This window comes from Enterococcus sp. DIV0691, assembly GCF_051711145.1.
GTDB classification, from domain to species: Bacteria; Bacillota; Bacilli; order Lactobacillales; family Enterococcaceae; genus Enterococcus_B; species Enterococcus_B hirae.
Genome location: NZ_JBIOLY010000001.1, coordinates 2,706,385 through 2,732,592, shown reverse-complemented (window position 1 = coordinate 2,732,592; position 26,208 = coordinate 2,706,385). Strand labels below are relative to the sequence as shown.

The window sequence follows — 26,208 nt, the reverse complement described above, 5'->3', positions numbered from 1 at the left end:
AGACGAAAAAAATGAACTATTATGATATCACGTTTCATGAATTAAGTGGGAAAACGGTCATCAAAAGAAATGTTCCTTCTGAAAAAGCAGGATTTGAAGCTTGGCAAGATGCCTGTGCGCAAGTGACGGAGAAAGAAATCCAATTGTTAGTTAACGATGGGACTTATGTGACGATGAATCGTCAATTTATTGTGAGAATCGATGCAGAAGAAGTGAAAGACCCAACTGAAAAAGCACTCTCTCGAAAAGATGAGATCATGGGTGTTGTCAATACCTTGTCAAACATGGGTTTTTAAAAACGACGGTAATCGGCATGTTAGTGAGAAGAGCTGCAACCATATGTTGCGCTTCTCACTATTTTTTTGAAAAAGAATGCTGCTCAGTTAGAACCTGTAAGGTGAGAGGGACCTTTTTTTGAACTTTTGAACGAAGGATGAACTTGATAGTTAATCACTATCATCAAAAGCCCGAGTGAAAAGCAAAGGTTTTGCCAGTCAAAGGCGCTTTTTTTTGCTATAATCAAAGATGCCCTTGAAAGTTGTCGAAAAAAAGTGCAAAATAAACGTTAGTATAAAAAGACTAGTTGAAAGGACGTCGTCATGTCAGAGCGTGGATTATTAATCGTGTTGTCTGGACCATCAGGTGTAGGAAAAGGCACAGTGCGAAAAGCAATTTTTGAGAGTGAGGATAATGATTTCCAATATTCGATTTCAATGACTACTCGTAAGATGCGTGAAGGAGAAGTCGAAGGAGTCGATTACTACTTTAGAAGCAAAGAAGAATTCGAAGCAATGATCGAAGCCGGAGAAATGCTGGAATATGCTGAATATGTAGGGAATTATTATGGAACACCTTTGTCTTATGTCAATAAAACATTGGACGAAGGAAAAGATGTATTTTTAGAAATCGAAGTCCAAGGTGCTCAACAAGTCAAAGAAAAAGTACCAGATGGCGTATTTATCTTCCTAACTCCTCCCGATTTAGCCGAATTAAAATCAAGAATCGTTGGCCGTGGGACAGATGCAGATGAAGTAATCGAAGAACGAATGAAAGTTGCCAAAGAAGAAATTGAAATGATGGCACTATATGATTATGCCGTAGTCAATGACCAGGTACCCCTGGCGGTAGAACGAATCAAAAATATCATTGCCAGTGAACACTTTCGTGTCGACCGTGTGATCGGCAAATATATCAAAATGTTAAAGGAGATGTAGTCTTATGATGTTAAAACCTTCAATCGACTCATTGTTAGATCGCGTAAATTCAAAATATTCTCTAGTTATCTTAGCAAGCAAACGTGCACACGAGCTAGATGCAAAAGCACAACCTACGATGGATTCATTTGAATCAGTAAAAAGTGTTGGACAGGCATTAGAAGAAATCGAAGCAGGAAATGTGATCAATGATCCTCATCCTGAATTAAAACGGGAACGCTTGAGAATGGAAGATGAAGAGCGTAAAGCCAAAAAAGATCGTGAACAACAAGAGTTAGAGTCACGTATCCGTGAAGAGCAAAACCAATAAAAAGTGCTAGATTCTTTGGATAAGCCGAAATTTCCGAAATTTGTATTCTCAAATTTTTGTGGAATTTCGGCTTCTTTTTAGGATCACGTTTTAGCATATAAGAATGACTTTTCTGCGGAATGCTGCTGCGCCGTTAATTTTTTGTAAGGATTCATCAGAAAATAAGACAAACCAAGCAATCTCTAGTAAAATAGGCAAGAACGATTTTGTCTATTTGATAGAGTAACTAAAGGAGGAAGGAAACCATGCCAATCACAGCTGATGTTATCGTCGATGTACCCACTATGCAAACCGATCAGCCTTTCACCTATCTGGTTCCTTCTGAAGTAGAAACGGCGATTCAAGTCGGGATGCGGGTAGAAGTTCCTTTTGGTAACGGCAACCGTCATGTTCAAGGGTTCGTTGTAGGTTTGCGAGTACAAGATAGCATCGAACAAAAAAATTTAAAAGCGATTGTCCAAGTATTAGATTTAGCACCTGTGGTTAATCAAGAACTACTTCAATTGGCTGATTATATGAAGACGATCACTTATGCGTTTAAGATCACTTGCTTACAAACGATGCTTCCTGCTGTCATGAAAGCATCCTATGACAAACAAATCTATCCTGTAAGTGAAGCGGCGGACGTCCAGGCATTCTTTAAAGGACGAACAGAAATCTCCTGGAAAGAAGCGCAAGAAGAGGGCATTTTATCCCAATTGATCCGTTGGCGTCAGGACAAGTTAGTAGATATCAGATATGAAGTACACACGAAGAACAAAGTCAAAACGATTCGTTTGATCCGCTCAAATTTGAATAGTGTCCAGCTTGAGGAAGAGTGGGGAAAGTTAAGAGCGAATGCGAAGAAACAAAAAGAACTTCTGCTTTGCTTATCTGAGCAAAAAAAGGCTGAACCAATTAGCTATTACAAAGAAAAAGGTATCAGCACGGCAACTTTGAATCAAGGAAAAGACAAAGGCTGGTTAACTTTTGAAGAAGTAGAAAGTTATCGTGATCCTTATAAAAATCGCACGTTTGAACAAACACAAGCATTCCAGCTAAATAAAGAACAACAACATGCAGTAGAACGTATCGTTGAAGCAGGGCAACAAGAGAAGAGTCACACTTTTTTATTAGAAGGAATTACTGGAAGTGGAAAAACAGAAGTTTATCTACAGGCCATTGCTGAGGTATTAGCTCAAAATAAAACAGCGATTATGCTTGTTCCGGAAATTGCTTTGACACCACAAATGGTAGAGCGTTTTAAAGGGCGTTTTGGAGAGGCGGTAGCTGTCTTACATAGCGGGCTATCTCAGGGAGAAAAATACGATGAGTGGCGTAAAATCGAAAGAAATGAAGCCCAGGTTGTTGTTGGCGCCCGCTCGGCAATTTTTGCCCCTTTAGAAAATATCGGATTGATCATCATTGATGAAGAACATGAATCAAGCTATAAACAAGATGAAACGCCACGTTATCATGCTAGAGATCTAGCGATTTGGCGTGGAAATTATCATCATTGTCCAGTAGTACTAGGAAGTGCGACACCATCACTTGAATCACGTGCTCGAGCACAAAAAGGGCTGTATGAATTACTCCATTTGAGTCAAAGAGCCAACTTGTCTGCTCAACTTCCAACAATTGAAGTTGTTGACATGCGACAAGAATTGCAACAACATAATACGTCCACATTTTCCAAACAGTTACAAGCAAAAATCCAAGACCGTTTGGCGAAAAAAGAACAGATTGTGCTGTTACTAAATCGGCGAGGATATTCTTCCTTTGTGATGTGTCGGGATTGTGGTTTTGTTTTACCTTGTCCCAATTGTGATATTTCTCTGACCCTTCATATGGACACCCACTCCATGCGTTGTCATTACTGTGGACATGAAGAACCAATCCCACACCGTTGTCCTAACTGTGGAGGGAATAAAATTCGTTACTATGGAACAGGGACCCAAAAAGTCGAAGAAGAATTAAAGACCCTTTTCCCAGAAGCTGGTGTTTTACGTATGGATGTTGATACGACCAGAAAGAAAGGTGCGCATGAACGTATCTTGCAACAATTCGGTCAAAAAAAGGCGAATATCTTACTGGGGACGCAAATGATTGCCAAAGGGTTGGATTTTCCTGATGTGACGTTGGTCGGCGTTTTGAATGCTGATACTTCCCTTAACTTGCCTGATTTTCGTTCAAGCGAGCATACGTTCCAATTGCTTACGCAAGTTTCGGGAAGGGCAGGCCGAGCCGAAAAAGCAGGCGAAGTGATTATCCAAACCTTTAATCCGAAACATTATGCAATTGAATTAGCAAAAGAACAAAATTATGAGCGATTCTATCAACAAGAAATGGCCGTCCGACATCGTAGTGGATACCCACCTTATTATTTTACTGTCAAAATCACGACCAGCCATGAGGAAGAACAGGTTGCTGCTAAGAAGATTTTTGAGGTTGCGAATCAGTTACGGCAAGTGTTAGGAAATCAAAGCTTGTTATTAGGACCGACCCCTAGTACAGTGAATCGGGTGAAAAATCGGTACTATTACCAGTTGATCATTAAATATAAACAGGAGCCTAATTTAGCGAATATCTTAAAAAATATTTTAGACCAGAGCCAAAAAGAACAACGACAAGGATTATTTGTCGCGATTGATAATGAACCATTACACTTTATTTAAGAAGGGAATTTACATGCGCTATCCTATATTGATCCACCCCAATGATAAATTGAAACGTGTCGCACAACCAATCGATGTGATCACAGATGAAACAATTACTTTACTAGATAACCTATATGAAACGATGGTTGCTAACGACGGTATTGGCATTGCCGCTCCACAAGTTGGTCAAAACAAGCGAGTTGCAATCGTAGAAGTAGATGAAGGTGAAAAGTTTGAATTAATCAATCCAGAAATTATTGATGCAAAGGGAGAAAGCATTGATGTAGAAGGTTGCTTAAGCATCCCTCATGTTTATGGGACCGTCAAACGGTTTGACGAAGTAACGGTTCGCTATTATGATCGTGAAGGTGAAGAAATCGAAGTAGTAGCCTTTGGTTACTTAGCTCGTGCCTTTCAGCATGAGATCGACCATTTAGACGGTATATTATTCGTTGAAAAAATGATTGAGCAAATTCCAGAAGCCGAATTAGAAGAGTATATGGAGGAACATCTTGATGACTAAATTAGTATTTATGGGAACGCCAGCTTTTTCAGTACCGATCCTTGAAGGCTTGTTAGAAGAAGGGTATGAAGTAGTCGCAGTCGTGACACAACCTGATCGCCCTGTGGGACGTAAAAAAATCATCACCCCTACCCCAGTAAAAGAAGCAGCCGTGAAACACGGTTTATTGGTTTTACAACCTGAAAAAATCTCTGGTTCAGAAGAAATGGAAAAAATCATTGCCCTACAACCAGATGTGATTATCACAGCTGCATTTGGTCAATTTTTACCAGAAAAATTATTACAGGCACCTGTTCACGGAGCTATAAATGTACATGCATCTTTATTGCCAAAATATCGAGGAGGGGCGCCAGTTCATTACTCGATTATCAACGGGGAAAAAGAAACCGGTGTAACGATCATGGAAATGATCAAAAAGATGGATGCAGGGGGCATTTATGCTCAAGAAAGTTTACCAATCACTAAACAAGACGATGTGGGAACCATGTTTGAAAAGTTAAGTGCATTAGGGAAACAACTATTACTTAAAACATTACCTGATATTTTGAATGGAAATTTGAGTCCACGTCCACAAGATGAATCAAAGGTAACTTTTTCGCCAAATATCACACGGGAGCAAGAAGCAATTGATTGGAACAAGACAGCAGAAGAGATCGACAACCAAGTCCGTGGGATGCGACCATGGCCGATTGCATTTACGACATACGAACAAACCCGTTGGAAACTTTTAAATGTAGAAGCGTTAGCTGAGAAAACTACGGCTGAGCCAGGGACCATCATCAAAAAAGATAAGAAAAATCTGTGGATTGCTTGTGGTAAACAAACGGTGTTGGCAATCAAAGAACTACAGCCAGCAGGTAAAGGAAAACAAGCGATCAATGAGTTTTTGAATGGTAGTGGACAACAGGTAATGATTGGGCAGCAGGTGAAATAATGGCAAAAATACCAAAAAAAATGAAAAAATCTGTTCGTTATATGGCACTGATCACCCTTGAAAGAGTAAACAAGGGCGGTGCTTATTCTAATTTATTATTGAACGAAATGATCAATCAAGGGGATTTAAATCAAAAAGATGTTGGCTTGTTTACTGAATTGGTCTATGGAACGATCAGTCGTCAACTTTTACTGGAATTTTATGTCGCTCCATTGATAGCAAAAGCAAAAAAAGTGGATGATTGGGTTAAAACATTACTTTATTTGTCAGTTTATCAGTTGGAATTTCTAGATAAAGTTCCAGCTCATGCGATTTTAAATGAAGCGGTCGAAATTGCTAAGATCAAGGGAAATCCTGGTACTGGGAAATTTGTAAATGGTGTTTTAAGAAATTATCAACGACAAGGTAAACCAGATGTTGAACAAATCAGTGATCCGATTGAACGCTTATCCGTAAAAATCAGTTTACCGATCTGGTTAACCAAGCGATTGACTGATCAAATCGGTTATGAAGAAACGGAAAAATTAGGACTTTCCCTCTACCAGCCAAGTCACGTCAGTGGTCGAGTAGATATCAGAAAATACTCCAGAGAACAAGCAATCGAGACACTCCAAGCAGAAGAAATTTCAGCGACAGCAAGTAAACTTAGTCCTTATGGGGTAATTGCTGAAAAAGGACATTTAGCATCTAGTTCCTTATTCCATGACGGGGTCATGACGATCCAAGATGAAAGTTCGATGCTGGTCGCACCCGCTATGCAAATCGAGCCAGAACATCATGTTTTAGATGCTTGTGCGGCACCAGGAGGAAAAACAACGCATATTGCCACGTTTTTAGATCCAACATGTGGTGGCGAAGTTACAGCACTGGATGTTCATGAACATAAAGTAAAACTCATCGAAGAAAATGCGGAACGCTTAGGTGTTTTTACAACTGTTTATGCACAAAAAATGGATGCACGTGAAGTGAAAGAGGAATTTTCAGCTGAAACATTTGATCGTATCTTAGTTGATGCCCCTTGCTCAGGATTAGGACTATTGAGAAGAAAACCGGATATTCGTTATAAAAAAAATGCCAGCGAGTTAGCTAATTTACCAGCGATCCAATTGGCGATTTTGGAAAGTTGTGCATCTGTGTTAAAATCTTCTGGAATATTAACTTATAGTACTTGTACGATTCTTAAAGAGGAAAACCAAGAAGTCATTGAAACATTTTTACAGCGACATACTGATTTTGAAAGGATTGATGTTTTAGTTGATCCTGTGCTACAATCATCAATCGAAGATAAAATGTTGACTTTATACCCACATCAGTTCTATACAGATGGGTTTTTCATTTGTTGTTTGCGTAAAAAGTAATGAGGTGAAAGAATGCAGATTGAATATCAATCAGATGTAGGAAGACGACGTAATACAAATCAAGACTATGCGAGTGTTTTTACGAATCAAGCTGGAATTAAACTAGCAGTATTGGCAGATGGAATGGGCGGTCATCGTGCAGGTGATATCGCGAGCCAGATGGCAGTGACAAACTTAGGAACTGCTTGGGAAAATCTAAGTTTAAGTGATGACGAAAAAGTAGCGCAATGGTTCATCCAAACGATCCAAGAAGAAAATACTCGTATTTATCAACGTGGCCAAGAGCAACCAGAATACAATGGGATGGGAACGACGATCGTAGCAGCAGCTTTATCAGAAGATCAGTTTACTATTGCTCATGTGGGGGATAGCCGTGCCTACTTGATCCGTGAAGATAAAATCATTCAACTGACAGAAGATCATTCTTTAGTGAATGAACTAGTAAAATCTGGAGAAATCAGTGAAGAAATGGCAGCGAACCACCCACGAAAAAATATTTTAACTCGTTCTGTAGGAATGCCAGGATCTGTAGAAGTCGATGTATCGACTTATATTTGGCAATTAAAAGATCGTTTGTTGTTGTGTTCGGATGGGTTAACGAACATGTTATCTGAAGAAACGATTGGAACGATTATCAATCAAGAAGGGGCTTTGTTCGACAAGGTAACAGAATTAATCGAACGTGCAAATGAAGCAGGCGGAGCAGATAATATTACCGTTCTTCTGATCGAATACAAGGAGGACGTAGCATGATTGAGTTAGGCAAAAAGTTGAATGGTCGTTATCAAATCACTGGAAATATTGGTAGTGGGGGCATGGCAAATGTTTTTCTAGCCCATGACCTTATTTTAGATCGTGATGTCGCAGTCAAAGTGTTACGATTCGATTTCCAAAATGATCAAACGGCAATTAGACGATTCCAACGAGAAGCACTAGCTGCGACTGAACTAGTTCATCCTAATATTGTTAGTGTGTATGATGTTGGAGAAGAAGACAACATGCAGTATCTCGTGATGGAATATGTAAAAGGAATGGACCTGAAACGCTATATTCAAACCCATTATCCTGTTCCTTATGATACAGCAGTCAATATTATGCAACAAATTTTATCAGCTATTTCTTTAGCACATACGCACCAAATCATTCATCGTGATTTGAAACCACAAAATGTCTTGATCGATAATGAGGGCGTGGTCAAAATCACTGATTTTGGTATAGCAATCGCATTATCTGAAACATCGATCACACAAACGAATACGATGTTAGGCTCTGTCCATTACTTATCTCCTGAACAAGCTAGAGGAAGTATGGCTACGAAACAATCAGATATCTATGCCTTAGGGATCATTCTTTACGAATTATTAACTGGCAGTGTTCCTTTTGATGGTGAGTCTGCAGTAACGATTGCCTTGAAGCATTTCCAAGATGAGTTACCTTCAATCAAGGATCTAGACCCAACAACGCCGCAAGCTTTAGAAAATGTGGTATTGAAAGCTACTGCAAAAGAACCGGCAGATCGATATAAAACAGCAGAAGAAATGTCAGAAGACTTAGCAACAGCGCTGTCTCCTGCTCGGGCAAATGAAGCCAAATGGGTGCCACAAGCAATGACCAAAGAAACTCAAGTGATCACACCATTAGAAGAAGATACACCAATGCCAGAGTCATTTAAATCCATGCCATTACCTAAAGAAAAATCAGAAGAAACTCCTGTGATGGCAGAAGAGACAGTTCCTGATCCAAAGAGTAAAAAGCATAAAAAATGGTGGATTATTTTATTGGTGATCTTAGCCTTATTAGGAATCGGAACAGCCGTCTTTTTTGCTTCTGGAGGTCGTGGAGAAGTCGAAATTCCTGACGTTTCGGGATTATCAGAAGCGTCTGCCAGAGATACTTTAGCAAAAGCTAAATTAGAAGTAGCAACAAAAACCGAAGAGATCCCTGATGAACAAATCGAAGAAGGAGACGTTGTCAAAACGGACCCAGCAGCGGGAACTACAGTGAAACAAAACCGTGAAGTTACCCTTTACGTCAGCACAGGTAAGAAAAAAGTCAAGTTAGATGATTATACTGGGATGAATTTTGACGAAGTAAGTAGCCGATTGAAGAAGCTTGGTTTTCCAGCTGATAGTATCGAGAAAAAAGACGAGTTCAGTGATGAAGTAGAAAATGGACGAATCATTTCCCAGTCGGATGAAGAAGGAACGGAAGTCGATCCAACGACAGATAAGATCACATTTGTTGTGAGCCAAGGTGCGCAACCAACGATGGGGGATTATACTGGTCAAAATTATGACACCGTTCGTGGGATATTGAGCTCAAATGGTTATAAAAGGATCAGTGAGACGTATGATTACAGCGATACGGTTCCAGCTGGTTCAATCATTAGCCAATTACCTAGTTACGGTGAACCATTGACTGAAAATAGCTATATCAGTTTTGTCGTTAGTCAAGGACCAAATGCGAAAACATTAAATGATATTTCAGGCTATACGAAAAGTGATGCACAAAGTTATTTATCAAGTATTGGCGCAGAATACATCGGACATGAGTCTTATGAATATTCTGATACCGTAGAAAAAGATAAAGTGATCCGAACAGCTCCTGGCGTGGGGGCATCGATCACTCCAGGAACGATCGTCAATGTCATTTATTCAAAAGGACCAGAACCAACCAAAGAATCAGAAGAATCATCAAGTTCAACCAAAGAATCGTCAAGCAGCAAAGAAAGTTCAAGTACTACTACGTCTAAAGAAGAAAGCACGTCGTCTTCATCCAAATAGTAATAACAATAAAAAATAGCAGAGCGTTTCTAAACGTGCTCTGCTATTTTTTATTGAGTTTCGCTAAGTTTCTTGTCAGGAACGCCACATGATTTTTCTTTCCTGTGGTAAAATAAGGAAAACTGGAGGTGGCATACATCAAAGGACAAATCAGAAAAGCAATTAGTGGGTTTTATTATGTACACTCAGACGGTGAGACCTATCAAACGAGAGGACGAGGAAACTTTCGTAATCGAAAAATCACTCCGTTAGTGGGTGACCAAGTACTATTTGAAAGCGAAAACAAGACGGACGGTTATTTGTTAGAAGTGATGCCTCGTAAAAATCAACTGGTGCGTCCACCGGTAGCAAATGTCGATTTAGGTGTCGTAGTTACAAGCTTGGTAGAACCAAATTTTTCTTATAATTTATTGGATCGCTTTCTAGTGACTTTAGAATATGAATCCATTGAACCTGTCATATTTTTGACAAAAACAGATCTTGCTTCAAACGAACAGCAAATCGATGAGATCAAGCAAACGTATGAAACGATCGGTTATCCAGTGATTGTTCCGAAATATCCTGGAGATACTGCAGAATTAATTCGTTACTTCCCAGAACGATTGACCGTTTTTATGGGCCAATCTGGTGCTGGAAAATCTACACTCTTAAACCAAATTTCGCCTGATCTAAACTTAGAAACGGGGGAAATCTCTGATTCTTTAGGACGTGGGAGACATACAACTAGACATGTGGAATTACTCCCATTGTATGATGGTTTAGTAGCAGATACACCAGGATTCAGCTCGATCGATTTTTTGACGATCGAAACGACTGAATTACCAAAACAATTTCCTGAATTTGTCAGTGCATCGAACCATTGCCGTTTTAGAGAATGCATGCATGCTAAAGAGCCTGGGTGCGAGGTGAAACGCCAGGTCGAAACAGGTAAGATTGCCCAAACACGTTATGAGAACTATTTGCAATTTTTACAGGAAGTCGAAAATCGAAAACCAATCTATTCTAAAAAAGAAGGTAAACGAAAATAGGAGGAAGCATTAATGAAAATAGCACCATCTATCTTAAGCGCAGATTTTTCTAATTTACAAAGAGACATCGAACTAGTAGAAAAAGGAGGGGCAGATTACATCCATGTAGATGTAATGGATGGACAATTTGTTCCAAATATTACATTTGGTCCCAATATCGTACAAGCTATTCGACCAATTACTAAGTTACCACTAGACGTGCATTTGATGATTGTTGACCCGGAAAAATATATTCCGGCGTTTGCGAAGGCTGGAGCAGATATCATCACGGTGCATGTGGAAGCCACTCCACACATTCATCGAGCATTGCAAATGATGAAAGATCTAGGCGTGAAATCAGGAGTCGTGATTAATCCAGGAACACCTATAACGATGATCAAACATGTTTTACCGATAGCAGATCAGGTCTTAGTGATGACTGTTAACCCAGGATTTGGCGGACAAAGTTTCATTGAAGAAACGGTAGAGAAAATTGCTGAATTATCAGAATTACGCGAGCAAAATAATTGGCATTATTCCATTGAAGTAGATGGCGGTATCGTTCCTGAAACCGCACAAATTTGTCAAAAAGCTGGAGCAGATGTTTTCGTTGCCGGTTCTTATATCTATAACTCAGAAGATCCAGTGGGTCAAATCAACCAGTTAAAAGAGGCATTGAAATAAATGCAGGTTTTATTAGTGGCAGGAGGTTCTCCTGAAAATTGGCCAGAACTACAAAACAGTTATGACTGTTATGTAGGCATTGATCGTGGTGCATGGTATCTTCTTCAAAACAATTTCCCCTTGGATTTAGCAATCGGTGACTTTGATTCGTTATCGGTAGATGAAAAAAAACAAGTTGAACAAGCAACGAATGAACTGATCCAAGCACCAGCAGAAAAAGATGATACAGATACGCAGTTGGGGTTGTGTCAAGCCATTGAACGATATCCAGAAGCAACAATCACGATCATTGGCGCAACTGGTGGTCGATTGGATCACCTGCTTGCTAACCTTTGGCTACCGTTAGAACCAAGATTTAAACCACATGCTCAAAAGATCATTATTTGGGATCGTCAAAATCATGTCACCTACTATTTACCTGGCAAACATGTGATTACCAAAATAGATAAAATGCGTTATTTGGCCTATTGTTGTTTGACGCCTGTAACAGAGCTGTCCATCCAAAAGAGCAAGTATGAACTGGAAACAACTGATGTGAGCCAAGCAACTTCTTATGCAAGCAATGAATTTGTTTCAGATACGGCTGATTTTTCCTTTTCAACTGGGATGGTCGCAGTGATTCAAAGTAAAGATTAAGTTTGCTCTAACCGAGTAAATACAACAGAAATAGTTAAAAATGACAAGTCAAATTATTTACTAAAAAAAAGCTTAAGAGAGGTGTCATACCTTTTGTTTCGCCTCAATTAGTGATAAAATTGACCATAAGAGTCTAATTAATTCGAGGTGTCTTTGTGAAGAAGTTCAATCCTAATAAAAATATTATTATTACCTTAATCATTGTTATCATTGTGGTGACAATCTTAAGTGTGACTGCCGCGCAACGAGCGAATGAAGGAAAACCTAATTTCTTCCAGTCTTTTGTCAATGACAGTGTTTCATTTGTTGACCGTGCAATCTCTGCGCCCGTAAGATGGGTCGAAAATGGAGTGGATTCAGTCCATAATCTTTTCACGACTTATTCTGAAAATGAGCGATTAAAAGAGAAAATCGATAGTTATGATGAATTAGCATTAAAAAATAAAAATGACCAAAAAGAAATCGAAGCATTAAAGAAAGAACTTAACTTAAATCAAACATTGACTAACTATGAAAAAGTAACGGCGAATGTGATTACACGCTCACCAGATACTTGGCAAGATATGTTGATCGTTGATAAAGGATCAAAAGATGGCATTGAAGTGAACATGGCGGTAATGGCACAAAAAGGATTAATTGGTCGAGTAGTTGAAGTCAATCGCACTTCTTCTAAGATCGAGCTGCTGACTTCGTCAAATGAAAGTTCGAATCATTTCCCAGTTCGGGTATCTTCTTCTAGTGGAGAAGCGTTTGGATTATTGAAAAACTATGACGAAAAACTGCAAGCGTTAGTCGTGACACAATTAACTGGAGATACGAATATCAAAGAAGGCGACGTCGTTCAAACTTCTGGCTTAGGTGGGAACTCACCAGCAGATCTGCCGATCGGAACAGTCATCAAGACCAAACCAGATAGTTATGGCTTGGATCGTGAAGTATATGTGAAGCCTTACGCTGGAATGTATGATCTGCCAGTTGTGACGATCGTGCAACGACTGGTGGAGGATTAACCTATGCTGAAAAAAGATACAATGAAATATTACTTGCCAGTTGTATTGTTCTTATTGATGTTGATCGATGGGCATTTGACTAGAATGTTTGTCGAGTGGTCAAATGGGCAATACATGGCTAGTGCCCATTTTCTCATTTTGGCTTTGCTGTTTTGCAGTATGAAATTTCCTAAAAGGTATTTATTGATTACAACGGTCGTCCTTGGAGCAATCTTTGATACCTACTATATCGGTGTAATCGGGATCTATGCGGTGGCATTACCACTGATGGTCTTTATTATGTATTCGATGAGTTCTTATATCCACTTTAATATCTTTACAGAATTTTTTAGTATGATTATTTTTGTTACGGGGTATGAGTTGTTCACTTTAGCTGTACAATTGATTTTCAAATTAGTATCTGTAAATAACACTTACTTTATTACTAGATATCTTGGGCCAACTTTATTATTAACGATGATTCTATTCGCAGTTTTTGTTTTTCCATTCAAGAAATTATTCAGTGATGAATAATTTCTTTTTTTTGTACTGATTTCTGAAATAAATGTCATATTTTGTGAATAATCATTGAAACTTACATGTTTGTCATTTTAAGATTTTATTTTGAAATGTTTTTGTAACATAACTATTATATCGTTGACATACTGCTATGGTACAATTTTTATATCGTTAAGAAAGACTTAAATATATTTAGATATTTATTAAATTAAGCCAGTCGGAGGAATGAAGAGTGAAAAAGAGTTTATTATCAGCGGTAATGCTAAGTTCAATCGCTTTAACTGCCGTAGGATCACCGATCGCTGCCGCGGCGGACGATTTTGATTCTCAGATACAACAACAAGACAAAAAAATTGCAGACTTACAAAACCAACAAGCAAGTGCACAATCACAAATTGAAGCATTAGAAGGTCAAGTTTCTGCTATTAACACAAAAGCGCAAGATTTATTAACTAAACAAGATACATTGCGTAAAGAATCTGCTCAATTAAAACAAGAAATCAAAGATTTACAAGAACGTATTGAAAAACGTGAAGCAACAATCCAAAAACAAGCACGTGAAACACAAGTAAAAAATACTAGTTCAAACTATATTGACGCTGTGTTAAATGCAGATTCATTAGCAGATGCTGTTGGTCGTATCCAAGCAATGTCTACAATCGTTAAAGCAAACCAAGACTTAGTACAACAACAAAAAGAAGACAAACAAGCAGTAGAAGCGAAAAAAGCTGAAAATGAAGCAAAACAAAAAGAACTTGCTGACAACCAAGCTGCTTTAGAGTCACAAAAAGGCGATTTATTAGCAAAACAAGCTGACTTAAATGTCTTGAAAACTTCATTGGCTGCTGAACAAGCAACAGCAGAAGATAAGAAAGCTGACTTGAACCGTAAGAAAGCTGAAGCTGAAGCAGAGCAAGCACGTATCCGTGAACAAGCTCGCTTAGCAGAACAAGCTCGTCAACAAGCAGCTCAAGAAAAAGCTGAAAAAGAAGCACGTGAACAAGCTGCTGCACAAGCTGCACAAACACAAGCTTCATCATCAGCATCAACTACAACAGAAAGCTCATCAGCTGCACAATCTTCAAGTGAAGAATCAAAAGCTCCTGAGTCTTCAACAACAGAAGAATCAACATCTACTGAATCTTCTACAACAACAGAAAATTCATCAACTGGCTCTTCTTCTACTGAATCATCTTCAACAGAAGAATCAACAGTTCCTGAATCTTCTACACAAGAGTCAACACCTGCGAATACAGAAAGCAGTTCAAGCAGCTCTAATACAAATGTAAATAATAATACAAACAATAGTACTAATAACAGCACTAATAATAGCACTAATAACAGTACAACAAATAACAACAATAACAATAATACTGTAACACCAGCTCCAACACCTACACCAACGCCTGCTCCAACACCAGCACCAAATCCTTCTGGTAGTGTGAACGGCGCTGCGATTGTAGCAGAAGCTTACAAATATATTGGTACTCCATATGTATGGGGTGGTAAAGATCCAAGTGGCTTTGACTGTTCTGGATTTACACGCTATGTATATTTACAAGTAACTGGCCGTGACATCGGTGGTTGGACAGTACCTCAAGAATCAGCTGGAACAAAAATTCCAGTTTCTCAAGCAAAAGCTGGAGACTTGTTATTCTGGGGTTCTGCTGGCGGAACTTATCACGTAGCTATTTCATTAGGTGGCGGACAATATATCCATGCACCTCAACCAGGTGAAAATGTTAAAGTTGGTTCAGTTCAATGGTACACACCTGATTTTGCAGTAAGTATGTAATAATAAATAGAATGAACAGGAGGAGAAATCTTCCTGTTCATTTTTTTGTGGCTCTATTCTTTTTGATGTTGGTGAAATTCACCAACATCTTTTTTATGGTTTAAAAAGTATAAAAATGACATCCTATGATTCTAAGATTTCTTTTTACCAATATCCTTTGACAACGTGTCTTTTTTTAGTCTGTAATGCAATCAGTGAGTAAAGAATGAAGTTTATATGTAGCTATAAAATAATAGAAGACATTGGTGATTTTCACAAAAAATGATCATGGATGTTTGGAATGAGAGACGAAGCAACCAAAATAAATGAGCTAGAGTGAAGGAGGTTGGTGTAAACCAACCGCTATTCTTTCTAGCTCATTTGGACTTATTAGTCAAAATAGGATTTCCAATGAATGAAAAAACTGCTATTTTTACTGTTTATGAATCGATCATTTTATCTAGTAATGATTTAGCTTGATCAATTAATGTACATATTCTTCAGAAAGTGTCATGAAACTATTGATATCCTCTAAAACCATATCGATGCCAGCTTGCCAGAAATCTGGTTTCGTTAAGTCAACACCTAAATGTTTTTGAGCAAGTTCTTCGGTCGTCATTGAAGCTGTATCTCTTAATAACTCAATGTATTCTTGCTCAAAACTTGTCCCTTTTTTGTTTGCATAAGCATAAATACCTAAACTAAACAAATAGCCAAACGTGTAAGGGAAGTTATAAAAAGGAACATCATCAATAAAGAAATGTAATTTAGCTGCCCAGAAGTGTGGGTGGTAAGTAGCTAAGGCATCATGATAACCTTCTTTTTGAGCTTCAACCATCATTTGAGTGATTTCTTCTTCTGAAACAAGTCCTTCTTGTCGCGCAGAATAGAAACGATTTTCGAAAATGAAACGAGAATGGATATTCATAAACATGGCCAAAGCATTTTGTAATTTAGTATCTAATAAATTGATTTTTTCTTCTTTCGTTTTGGCTGCTTTTAAGGTAGCATCAGCGACAATCAATTCAGCAAACGTGCTAGCAGTTTCTGCAACATTCATTGCGTAATCACGGTTCAATGCTGGCAGATCCCACATGACACTACTATGAAAGGCATGACCTAATTCGTGGGCTAGCGTAGCTACTTCATTGACTGAGTTACTATAGGTCATAAAAATTCTGGATTCTTGGGTTTCTGGCAGCTCAGTACAATACCCGCCAGGTCGTTTTCCCGGACGATCCTCTGCTTCAATCCAACTTTTTTCAAATGCAGATTGTGCAAAGGTTGCCATTTTGGGACTGAATTTTTGGAAATTCTCAATGATAAAAGAGGCAGCTTCGTCAAAGGTAAACGTCTTTTCCTTTAGATCTCCTAAAATAATTGGTGCATCTTGATCTTGCCACTCCATTTTTTCTTTACCGAAAAGATTGGCTTTTCTTGTTAAGTAATCAACTAACGGTTGTTTATTTTTTTGGATAGTTGCCCACATCACATCAAGTGTTTCTTTTTTCAAACGATTGTATTCTAATGGTTTTTGTAAATAGTCGTTCATACCATGTAGTTTATAGGTTGATAAACGGAAACCATCTAAGTGATTTAATGTGTCCGATAGTAAAGACGTTTTTTCTTGCCAAGCTTTTTCCCAGGCAATAAATAACTTTTCACGTACGAGTGGATCTGGATCACCCATCATTTTATTGAAGGCTTGACCTGCTGACAAGTCAGTTACCTTGCCATTTTCTTCAAATGGAATCACGATTGTTCCCACAATTGTGTCGTAATGACTGCTCCACGCATTCAGCCCGTCTAATGAGAGTGTATTGATGATGTTTTCTTCTGCTTCGGACAATAAACGATGACCGTCTCTGCGAATCTCATTCATACGAAAAGCAATCAAAGAAAATTCATCTGTTTGGAGCAATGTTTGCCAATTATTGTCAGATATTTCTGCAAATTTTTTCGATAAAATCGTATCGGCTGATTGCCAACGTGGTAATAATGCATATAATTTTCCTGATAAAAGCTTTGCTTGGGTATCTTTGACATTCGCAGATAACAAAGCCGTAATATAACTATTACATTGAGAAAAACCTTCTGTAATTGTTTCTTGTTGTTTGATCAGTGTCGTAAGTTCATCATTTGTACTGATTGAATGATCCCATTGATTAACGGATTGATAATAGGTATTGATTTGTTTTTCTAATTGTTCTAAGCGTTCATTTAAGGCTGGGGAATCACTTCCACCTGAAAAAATTGAATCAAGATCCCAATTTAGTGAATATGTCATGAAAAAGCTCCCTTCAATTTATAATACAATTAGTATAGCATTATTTTCTTATTTAAGTCTCTAAGAAAAGTTTGTTGTTTCGCAAAAAAAGAGCTATTATAAATGGCAGAGGTGACTTATGAATTCAATAAAAAAACAAATGAAAAATGGCAACTTTTATTTAGTTATTGCAGTACTCATCATGGCTCTCTTATTTTACAGTTCATCGCAAACTTACGGACAACAATCCCAAGTCTCCAGGATCGAAGAGTGGTTTCCCAATCATCCGTTTAAACAAGTATTTGATAATATTCGTTTTACTTATGGCGATGGTGTAGTGAGTGTAGATCATTTAGGTTATGGTAAATTCGTTGAATTTTTCTTACGAAAAGGTGCTCATTTTGGGTCTTATTTTATTTTAGGTGGTAGTTTGTTTTTAGGGGTCTTTCCTAAAATGAAAATCTGGTGGTTAACAAGTGTCTTAGCTTGGTTATCGGCGACCGGTTATGCTGGGTTAGATGAATTTCATCAGATGCTTACAGGGGATCGAACACCGTCTTTCCAAGATGTCATGCTCGATTCAATGGGGGCATTGACAGCGATTGTCTTATGCTTGATCGTTGGTTTTGTGAGAAAAAAATTTTAGGTAGAAGTATCAATTAGTGTACATGAAAAAATGAGTTATAGAAGTAATTAAAATTGAGTATGAAGAGGTTGAGACAAAAGTGTTCAGCATCAAGAAATAAGAAGGAATTTCCGAAAATTGCTTCTCAAATTTTTGGTAAATTTCGGCTTATTTCCGAAGATGCTACTTTTGTCTCACCGTTTATTCGTTTTTTGAGATACTAGAAGAAACTGAGACAACTTTTGTCCCAGTCCCTTCATTTCGTAGTATACTTGTGATTCATTTTTATAAAATAGAACTTGTGGTTCAAAGCCAGCTGTTGTTTATTTATTGATAGATTGGATTGGAATTTATTTTAGGAGTAGTTGATTTTATCCTTGAATCATTATCTGTACCTCTCTTTGGGCACTAGTTTTTTATACGGTGACGCCTTTTGTGTATCGCTGTATAATCCTTTCATTATTTCTTCAAACAGAAGTTCATATGTATGTAATAATTTCTGGTGATTAGCCAACTCATTTGATGATGAGCGAAAAAACCTATTCCATAGCGAATTATTTTGATCTTGATTCGCGATCGTAGTATGAATATTATCCAGTTGCTGAAGGATTGAACAGAGGAGGCCCTTACCATTTAAAAATGATTGCATTTTTCTCTTGTCACTAGCTAGTTTTTTGACTAAAATCTTTTGTTCAAATTCATTATTCTCTGGTTTGACGAGTAGTTTTTGCTAGTCTGCGATACTGGCGGATAATTCTAAGATCTGTTGCTCAGTGTAATCAAGAAACTGTTGATAATAAGTTTTTTTAGCTTGTAACTTATCGTCCATTTTATTCCCCCTTTGATAGTGATAGACGTAAAAAAACTGGTCTCTCTAAAGTTGAAGATAAACTTTGTTGAGAAACCAGTTTTTTTACGAATTCATTTTTTATTGAAGCTATCAGAAAATGATTACTGGTGTACCTTTTTCTACCATGCCAAACAATTCTTTCATGACACTTGGCGGCGTATTGACACATCCATGAGATCCACGAGTTTTCCAAAGATCGCCACCATATTCAGGTTGCCAGTCGGAATCATGGATACCAACACCGGTCCAGTCAACTGGCATCCAGTAGTTTACAGGACTTGCATAAGGGGTTCCATCATCATTCGTTCCTTTTAATGTAGCATTTTCCTCTTTGTTCCAAACATAGAAAACACCAGCTGGAGTAGGGGTTTTAGGTTTTCCAGACACGATGTCAGTTTCTAGCGCAACTTTACCATCTTTGTAATACCACATATGCTGGTTTTTTAAATCAACTTCGATATAGGTATCTTCTATTAAAGGATGATCAGCTGTTGTGGCACCTTGAACAATTGGTGATCGGGTAAAGTCTTTACCTGCCAAAATGGCTGACTTTAAAGCTTCTGTTTCTGCATCAGTTTTGATTGACCAACTATAGGTACCCACAGGAACCGTTACTTCACCACGTTTTGTACTTTTAAATTTCGTGTCATTCGTACTCGTGTTATATTTTTCTCCTAAACCTGTTACATAGTTTTTAACTTGTGTTGTATCTAAATCAACTTTACCATCTGTGTAAGTTAGCCAGTTAGCAATTTCAGAACGAGGTATCTGGAAAGTATTGCCGTTGATACTATAGGTTCCTTTGATATTAGCAATGGCATTCATTTCATCGACTTGTTTTGTTAAATTTTTATCGGTCGCTGTCACTTTTGGTTTTGTTTGAAATTTAGTTAAATCAATTTTGTTTTTGCCATCCTTCACACTGGTTTTCAGCGCGTTGATAGCTGCTGTCACATCAATCGTATCGCCAGTTACTTCTGGTTTTATTTTGAAAGAGTCACCAGATTTTTCAATCGTCGCATCTTGTGTCTGTGTCCGATCTTTATTTAATTCGGTTAGCTTATTCGTCGTGGAAGCCAGCGTTTCATCTAGTTTTTGATGATCAGTATCTTGTGGATCAATTTCTTGTTTTTCACTAGCGGAAACATAGTTCATGCCCCATGACCAAGCATTTTGTTGGTTTAACAATCGAGATAAATCTGCTGAAAAGTCATCTTTATAACCAAGCTCAGATTTTGCGATCTCTTCCCAAACTTTCCCATTTTCTTCAATCGTCAGCTTTTTATTGGAAAAGGTGTCTTTTAATTTGTCATTTGCCTGTTGCACGGTCAGGTTACTTACATTGATGGAATTAATTTCCGTGTTAGGTAAAAAATGATTGGTGTAATATGTACTGCGGTAAGCGTAAAAGCCGATTAATGCGAGGAATACGCCTAGCGTAGTTAATAGACCAATGTGTAGCGATTTCGATTTTTTATGATGAGAAGATCTTGTCATGCGGGCAGCTCCTTATTTGATAGTTTAGCGTATAACGAACTAATCATAGCATATTTTGAGAAAAAAGACGAAAGGGACAAATGATTTAGCAAAAATTTAACGATCGTTAAGTAAAAAAAACAAGCAGAATGCTGACATTCTGCTTGATTAAGTGGTTAAATTTGTTCTAATTATTCAGCGTCTAATTTAGAAAAAGCTTCATCTAAGATTTCTTTTAATTGTTTAGCTGAAGCAGCCATACGATCTTGTTCGCTGTCACTTAGAGGGATTTCGATAACTTTTTGGATACCTTGACGGTTGATTACTGCAGGGGCACCAATGTAGATATCGTTCAAGCCGTATTCACCATTCATAAATACAGATAGTGGAAGTACAGCATTTTCATCATCTAAGATGGCACGAGTGATACGTGCTAAGGCTACAGCGATACCATAGAAAGTAGCGCCTTTCTTTTCAATGATTGTGTAAGCAGCATCACGTACACCAAAGAATAAGTTAACCATTGCTTCTTCATCAACGTCTGGATTGTTTTTAACCCATTCATAAATTTGTAAACCAGCAACGTTAGCATGTGACCAAACAGGAAATTCTGAGTCACCGTGTTCACCTAAGATATAAGCATGGACGTTACGTGCATCAACATCAACTAATTCTGCAAGTGCTTGACGGAAGCGAGCTGAGTCAAGTGAAGTACCTGAACCGATTACGCGTTCTTTAGGGAAGCCTGAGAATTTCCAAGTTGAGTAAGTTAAAATATCTACTGGGTTAGCAGCAACTAAGAAAATACCATTGAATCCTGATTCAACAATTTGTGTTACTACATCGCGGTTGATTTTTAAGTTTTTATTTACTAAGTCTAAACGAGTTTCACCTGGTTTTTGTGGTGCACCAGCAGTGATAACTACTAAGTCAGCATCATGTGCATCTGCATAAGTAGCAGAGTAGATTTTTTTAGGTGAAGTAAATGCTAGAGCATGTGATAAATCAATAGCATCTCCTTCAGTTTTTGCTGTGTTGATATCTACGATACCTACTTCTTGTGCAATGTTTTGAGTAACTAGAGCAAAGGCATAGCTAGAACCTACGGCGCCATCTCCAACAAGAATTACTTTTTGATGATCTTTTTTTTCTGCAGCTGCAGTCATTATATATCAATCCTTCCATTGATTTTGTTTTTTCCCATGCCTATGCTAACATTTATCAAGCCCGCTGTCACGCTATTTGGCTATAAAATATAACAGATAACAAGGTTGTATTATATGTAAAAGCTTACATGTGCGTGATTTCACTATTTTTAAAAGGTTATTAATTTATTAGACTTTGAAGAAAATTTTAATTTCTTTATCATTTGTTAAACATTCTCTTTTTGTTGAAACAGGTACTTGTGTGTTATACTTATATAGTAGAAAGTAAAAAAATGAAAAAATGAGTCAAAGACTGGATTGCTTTAGGGCGCTCCAGCCTTTTGTGCTGCTTTTTTCAATTAGGTGGTAGAACAAATGAAAATGATCGTAGGGCTTGGAAACCCAGGAACCAAATATGCACAAACCAAACATAATATCGGCTTTATGGTCGTTGATCGCATGGCTGAAAAGCAACAAGCTGTGTTTAAAAAAAATACATTTGAAGCGGAAGTTGCAGAGTTTTTCTATCAAGGAGAAAAAATCTTATTAGTGAAGCCGCAAACTTTTATGAACGAATCTGGTCGTGCTGTAGGACCATTAATGACTTATTTCGGTATTTATCCGGAAGAATTAGTTGTTGTTTATGATGATTTAGATCTTGTAACTGGCAAGATCCGCTTGCGCCAAAAAGGGAGTGCTGGAGGGCATAATGGAATAAAAAGTATCATTTCTCACTTGAATACAAATGTATTTGACCGTATCAAAGTAGGCATTGGTCGACCAGAAGGAAACAAAACTGTTGTTCAACACGTGCTAAGCCCATTTAGTAAAGAAGTTCAACCATTGATTGAAGCAAGTATCGATCAGTCAGTGGCAGCACTCGAGTTTATGCTGGATGGTCATTCGTTTATCGATACGATGAACAAATTCAATTAGCGAAGGAGGAAAAAAATGGATATCGTTCAATTAATTGGTAAAGATCCACAGGTAAAGGAATGGCTCAACCAGATAGAAGAAAAATCACCAAGACAATTGATCACTGGTTTAGCTGGTTCAGCCAAAACTCTTCTCTTTGCTCGAGCGTTCAAAAAAACAAAGAAAAACTTAGTCGTATTAATGCCTAATCTGTATTATGCGAATCAACTAGCAGAAGATTTGCAACATGTTTTGCCAGCAGAACAAATACATTCTTTTCCAGTAGATGAAGTTCTTTCTGCGGAAATGGCTTTTTCTTCTCCAGAAGCAAGAAGAGAACGAGTTGCTACACTAAATGCCCTGCAACAAAAACAACCAGGGGTCTATTTATTACCAGTAGCAGCATTGCATAAACGATTACCCAGTCCAAAAGTTTGGAAACAAGCCCAATTGACTTGGCGAACGGGAGAGGAAATAGCCGTTGACGATCTGCCTCGTCTATTGACTTTATTAGGCTACGAACGAGTTGAGATGGTGGCAAAAACAGGAGAGTATAGTATTCGTGGCAGCATCATTGATATCTATCCGATCAATCTCGAACATCCCGTACGTATCGAATTATTTGATGTAGAGATTGACTCCATGCGATATTTTGAAGTAGAAACTCAACGCTCGATCGAAAAAGTAACAGAAATTTGGATCGCACCAACAAGTGAACAGGTCTACGACCAAGCTGATTTACTTCATGGGATCGACCGACTGGAAAAGTTGTTAGAAAAGAAACTAGCGACGATTTCAGAAGAAACAGACCGCCAATTCGTGCAGGATTATTTTGGACAAGTGATCGCGCAATGGCAAGCAGGAAATCCGACAGAAGACGCGAAACTTTATGCTGATCTTCTTTATCAAGAAGAAACGACGATCCTTGATTATTTTCCAACAAGTAGTTTATTCATTGTGGATGATTATCAACGAATCATGGAAACAAATCGGGAGATCGAAAGAGAAGCAGCTGAATGGCAAACACAAAAAATTAGTGAATTACGTGTCTTCTCAGAGCAAGTCTTTGTCAATGATGTGCATAAATTAGTTCAAAAAGAAAAATTTGTGACGACTTTTTTTGCGCTTTTTCAAAAGGGTATGGGGAATTTACGTTTTCAAGCGATTCACAATTTTCAATATCGTACGATGCAACAATTTTTCGGTCAAATGCCATTATTGAAAACAGAAATGGACCGATGGCGTAAGCAAGAACAAACAGTAGTCATCTTTATTCCTACGAAAGAACGGATTAGAAAAGCGGAGCAGATGTTACGTGATGAAGAGATCCTAGTCGTGGAAACCGAAAAAGAAAAACTGATCAGAGGACAAGTGCAACTAGTGGAAGGGGCGCTGCAAACAGGGTTCGAACTTCCTCAAGAGAAAATAGTCGCAATTACGGAAAAAGAAATTTTCCAAAAAACGACGAAGAAACAAACACGGCGACAAACCGTAACGAATGCGGAACGTTTAAAAAGCTATAATGAACTAAAAGCAGGCGACTATGTCGTTCACGCAAATCACGGGATCGGTAAATATATTGGGATGGAAACGTTAGAAGTGGATGGTGTCCATCAAGACTATATGACGATCCTTTATCAAAATGACGATAAATTATTTATTCCGGTTACCCAGCTGAATTTGATCCAAAAATATGTTGCTTCTGAATCAAAAGCACCTCGTATCAATAAATTAGGCAGTAGTGAATGGACGAAAACCAAAAGAAAGGTTTCGTCTAAAATTGAAGATATCGCAGATGATCTGATCAAACTATATGCTGCCAGAGAATCAGAAAAAGGGTATGCGTTTGGACCGGATGATGGGTATCAAAAAGAATTTGAAAATGCCTTCCCATACTCTGAAACGGATGACCAATTACGGAGTGCCGCAGAGATCAAACGAGATATGGAAAAAGAAAAACCGATGGATCGTTTGCTCGTTGGTGATGTTGGCTACGGTAAAACGGAAGTGGCTTTACGAGCTGCTTTTAAAGCCGTCAAGGAAAGTAAACAAGTTGCCTTTTTAGTTCCTACGACCATTCTCGCCCAACAACATTATGAAACGATGTTGGAACGTTTTGAAGGATTTCCAGTAAATGTAGGTCTATTGAGTCGTTTCCGAACGAAAAAACAACAAAAAGAAACGATTGAACAATTACGTACTGGACAAATCGATATCGTAGTCGGAACGCATCGTATCTTATCTAAAGACATTGAATTTAGTGACTTAGGGTTATTGATCGTTGACGAAGAACAGCGTTTTGGTGTAAAACATAAAGAACGTTTGAAACAACTACGTGCCCAAGTGGATGTCTTGACGTTGACAGCGACACCGATCCCACGGACACTCCACATGTCAATGCTCGGGGTTCGTGATTTATCAGTGATCGAAACACCGCCTGCCAATCGTTATCCGATTCAAACTTACGTGATGGAAAAAAATCCTGGAGCGATTCGTGAAGCTATCCATCGAGAAATGGGGCGTGGCGGTCAAGTGTTCTATCTCTATAATCGAGTAGAGACGATCGAACAAAAAGTGGAAGAAATCCAAGAACTTGTACCAGAAGCACGAATCGGTTATGCGCATGGTCAAATGACTGAAGCACAATTAGAAAATACATTGTTTGATTTTATTGAAGGACAATATGATGTGTTAGTCACAACGACGATCATTGAAACGGGTGTCGATATTCCAAATGCGAATACGCTCTTTGTTGAAAATGCTGATTACATGGGGCTATCGACTCTTTATCAATTACGAGGTCGTGTGGGACGAAGCAACCGAGTGGCGTACGCCTACTTCATGTATGAACAACAAAAAATCTTGAATGAAGTCAGCGAAAAACGTCTTCAAGCCATTAAAGATTTCACCGAACTAGGCTCTGGTTTTAAAATCGCTATGCGGGATTTATCGATCCGAGGAGCAGGAAATCTGCTAGGTGCGCAGCAGCACGGCTTTATTGATGCTGTCGGATTCGACATGTATTCGCAAATGTTAAGTGATGCTGTTTTACGTAAACAAGGAAAGAACAACCAAGTGGAAAAAACAGCAGTTGAAATCGATCTTGGGGTCGATGCTTACTTGCCAGAAGAATATGTTTCGGACCAAAGACAGAAAATTGAAATTTATAAACGGATCAGGGAACTTGATTCACAAGAAATGCTTGATGAATTAGAAGATGATCTTTTAGACCGTTTTGGGGAATACCCTGAAGAGGTGGCACATCTCTTAACGATTGGCCAAATCAAAATGGATGGCGATCGCGCCTTGATTGAAACAATTCGCAAGCAACAGCAGACTATCGTCTTTAATCTAAGTAAAGCAGGAACAAAACGCTACACTGTAGAACAGTTATTTGAAGCTTTGACTGCAACAAAACTAAAAGCAAGTTTAGGTGTAGAAAAAGAAAAAATGGTGATTCGACTAACGGTTCCTAACAAGACCGATGAAGCAGTTTGGTTGCAAGAAATCCAACGTTTTGTCAAAGCTTTACGTGAACAAAAATATCTGTCTGCTTAGGAAGGA

Annotated in this window: 21 protein-coding genes; 18 read left to right on the top strand and 3 right to left on the bottom strand. The window is 38.2% G+C overall.

Going from position 1 to position 26,208, the window contains the following annotated elements; all coding sequences use genetic code 11:
* The first annotated feature begins 11 nt into the window (after positions 1–11).
* The 15 genes from IGJ11_RS12505 (at position 12) to IGJ11_RS12435 (ending at position 15,388) form a co-directional block, all read left to right on the top strand.
* On the top strand, positions 12–296 hold the full coding sequence (locus tag IGJ11_RS12505) for a hypothetical protein (RefSeq protein WP_010720603.1): 285 nt from the start codon (positions 12–14) through the stop codon (positions 294–296).
* Between the two features lie 303 nt (positions 297–599).
* Positions 600–1,214 (top strand): guanylate kinase, encoded by a 615-nt coding sequence (gene gmk, locus IGJ11_RS12500; RefSeq protein ID WP_010720602.1) that lies wholly within the window; start codon positions 600–602, stop codon positions 1,212–1,214.
* Between the two features lie 4 nt (positions 1,215–1,218).
* The gene (gene rpoZ, locus IGJ11_RS12495) at positions 1,219–1,524 is read left to right on the top strand and encodes a DNA-directed RNA polymerase subunit omega (protein ID WP_010720601.1); all 306 of its coding nucleotides are present in this window, start codon (positions 1,219–1,221) and stop codon (positions 1,522–1,524) included.
* A 245-nt stretch (positions 1,525–1,769) separates the two neighbouring features.
* Positions 1,770–4,178 (top strand): primosomal protein N', encoded by a 2,409-nt coding sequence (priA, locus tag IGJ11_RS12490; RefSeq protein ID WP_207433429.1) that lies wholly within the window; start codon positions 1,770–1,772, stop codon positions 4,176–4,178.
* Positions 4,179–4,191: 13 nt separating this feature from the next.
* Positions 4,192–4,683: a peptide deformylase gene (gene def, locus IGJ11_RS12485; RefSeq protein WP_010720599.1), complete on the top strand. Its 492-nt coding sequence runs from the start codon at positions 4,192–4,194 to the stop codon at positions 4,681–4,683.
* Positions 4,676–5,617, top strand: coding sequence for a methionyl-tRNA formyltransferase (gene fmt, locus IGJ11_RS12480; RefSeq protein ID WP_010737278.1), 942 nt, complete (start codon positions 4,676–4,678; stop codon positions 5,615–5,617). The genes def and fmt overlap by 8 nt, the downstream gene beginning before the upstream one ends.
* Complete coding sequence (rsmB, locus tag IGJ11_RS12475) at positions 5,617–6,975, top strand: 16S rRNA (cytosine(967)-C(5))-methyltransferase RsmB (RefSeq protein WP_178287060.1); 1,359 nt, start codon at positions 5,617–5,619, stop codon at positions 6,973–6,975. The genes fmt and rsmB overlap by 1 nt, the downstream gene beginning before the upstream one ends.
* A gap of 12 nt (positions 6,976–6,987) precedes the next feature.
* Positions 6,988–7,728 (top strand): Stp1/IreP family PP2C-type Ser/Thr phosphatase, encoded by a 741-nt coding sequence (locus IGJ11_RS12470; RefSeq protein ID WP_010720596.1) that lies wholly within the window; start codon positions 6,988–6,990, stop codon positions 7,726–7,728.
* Entirely contained in the window at positions 7,725–9,758 is a 2,034-nt protein-coding gene (gene pknB / locus IGJ11_RS12465) for a Stk1 family PASTA domain-containing Ser/Thr kinase (protein ID WP_251849754.1), read from the top strand. Before IGJ11_RS12470 ends, pknB begins: the two co-directional genes overlap by 4 nt.
* 128 nt (positions 9,759–9,886) lie before the next feature.
* Positions 9,887–10,786, top strand: a complete 900-nt coding sequence (gene rsgA / locus IGJ11_RS12460; protein ID WP_207433425.1) for a ribosome small subunit-dependent GTPase A — start codon at positions 9,887–9,889, stop codon at positions 10,784–10,786.
* A 12-nt stretch (positions 10,787–10,798) separates the two neighbouring features.
* Entirely contained in the window at positions 10,799–11,449 is a 651-nt protein-coding gene (gene rpe, locus IGJ11_RS12455; protein WP_010720593.1) for a ribulose-phosphate 3-epimerase, read from the top strand.
* Positions 11,450–12,085 carry a thiamine diphosphokinase gene (locus tag IGJ11_RS12450; RefSeq protein ID WP_207426781.1) on the top strand — a complete coding sequence of 212 codons (636 nt, stop codon included), beginning with the start codon at positions 11,450–11,452 and terminating at the stop codon, positions 12,083–12,085.
* 155 nt (positions 12,086–12,240) lie between these two features.
* A complete protein-coding gene (gene mreC / locus IGJ11_RS12445; RefSeq protein WP_010720591.1) occupies positions 12,241–13,095 on the top strand; it encodes a rod shape-determining protein MreC in 855 nt (284 codons plus the stop codon).
* Between the two features lie 3 nt (positions 13,096–13,098).
* The gene (gene mreD / locus IGJ11_RS12440) at positions 13,099–13,608 is read left to right on the top strand and encodes a rod shape-determining protein MreD (RefSeq protein WP_010737284.1); all 510 of its coding nucleotides are present in this window, start codon (positions 13,099–13,101) and stop codon (positions 13,606–13,608) included.
* Between the two features lie 217 nt (positions 13,609–13,825).
* Positions 13,826–15,388 carry a C40 family peptidase gene (locus IGJ11_RS12435; RefSeq protein ID WP_161652234.1) on the top strand — a complete coding sequence of 521 codons (1,563 nt, stop codon included), beginning with the start codon at positions 13,826–13,828 and terminating at the stop codon, positions 15,386–15,388.
* A 463-nt stretch (positions 15,389–15,851) separates the two neighbouring features.
* Here the strand turns inward: IGJ11_RS12435 and IGJ11_RS12430 are convergent, their stop codons facing one another.
* Positions 15,852–17,654: a M3 family oligoendopeptidase gene (locus tag IGJ11_RS12430; protein ID WP_081128914.1), complete on the bottom strand. Its 1,803-nt coding sequence runs from the start codon at positions 17,652–17,654 to the stop codon at positions 15,852–15,854.
* Between the two features lie 118 nt (positions 17,655–17,772).
* Here IGJ11_RS12430 and IGJ11_RS12425 point away from each other — a divergent pair, with 118 nt between their 5' ends.
* Complete coding sequence (locus IGJ11_RS12425) at positions 17,773–18,279, top strand: VanZ family protein (protein WP_010720587.1); 507 nt, start codon at positions 17,773–17,775, stop codon at positions 18,277–18,279.
* A 919-nt stretch (positions 18,280–19,198) separates the two neighbouring features.
* Here the strand turns inward: IGJ11_RS12425 and IGJ11_RS12420 are convergent.
* Positions 19,199–20,605: a L,D-transpeptidase family protein gene (locus tag IGJ11_RS12420; protein ID WP_010720585.1), complete on the bottom strand. Its 1,407-nt coding sequence runs from the start codon at positions 20,603–20,605 to the stop codon at positions 19,199–19,201.
* 170 nt (positions 20,606–20,775) lie between these two features.
* A complete protein-coding gene (locus IGJ11_RS12415; RefSeq protein ID WP_005875171.1) occupies positions 20,776–21,750 on the bottom strand; it encodes an L-lactate dehydrogenase in 975 nt (324 codons plus the stop codon).
* 354 nt (positions 21,751–22,104) lie between these two features.
* Between IGJ11_RS12415 and pth the strand changes: the two genes are divergently transcribed.
* On the top strand, positions 22,105–22,665 hold the full coding sequence (pth, locus tag IGJ11_RS12410; RefSeq protein WP_010720584.1) for an aminoacyl-tRNA hydrolase: 561 nt from the start codon (positions 22,105–22,107) through the stop codon (positions 22,663–22,665).
* A 15-nt stretch (positions 22,666–22,680) separates the two neighbouring features.
* Positions 22,681–26,202 (top strand): transcription-repair coupling factor, encoded by a 3,522-nt coding sequence (gene mfd, locus IGJ11_RS12405; protein WP_010720583.1) that lies wholly within the window; start codon positions 22,681–22,683, stop codon positions 26,200–26,202.
* Positions 26,203–26,208: the final 6 nt, after the last annotated feature.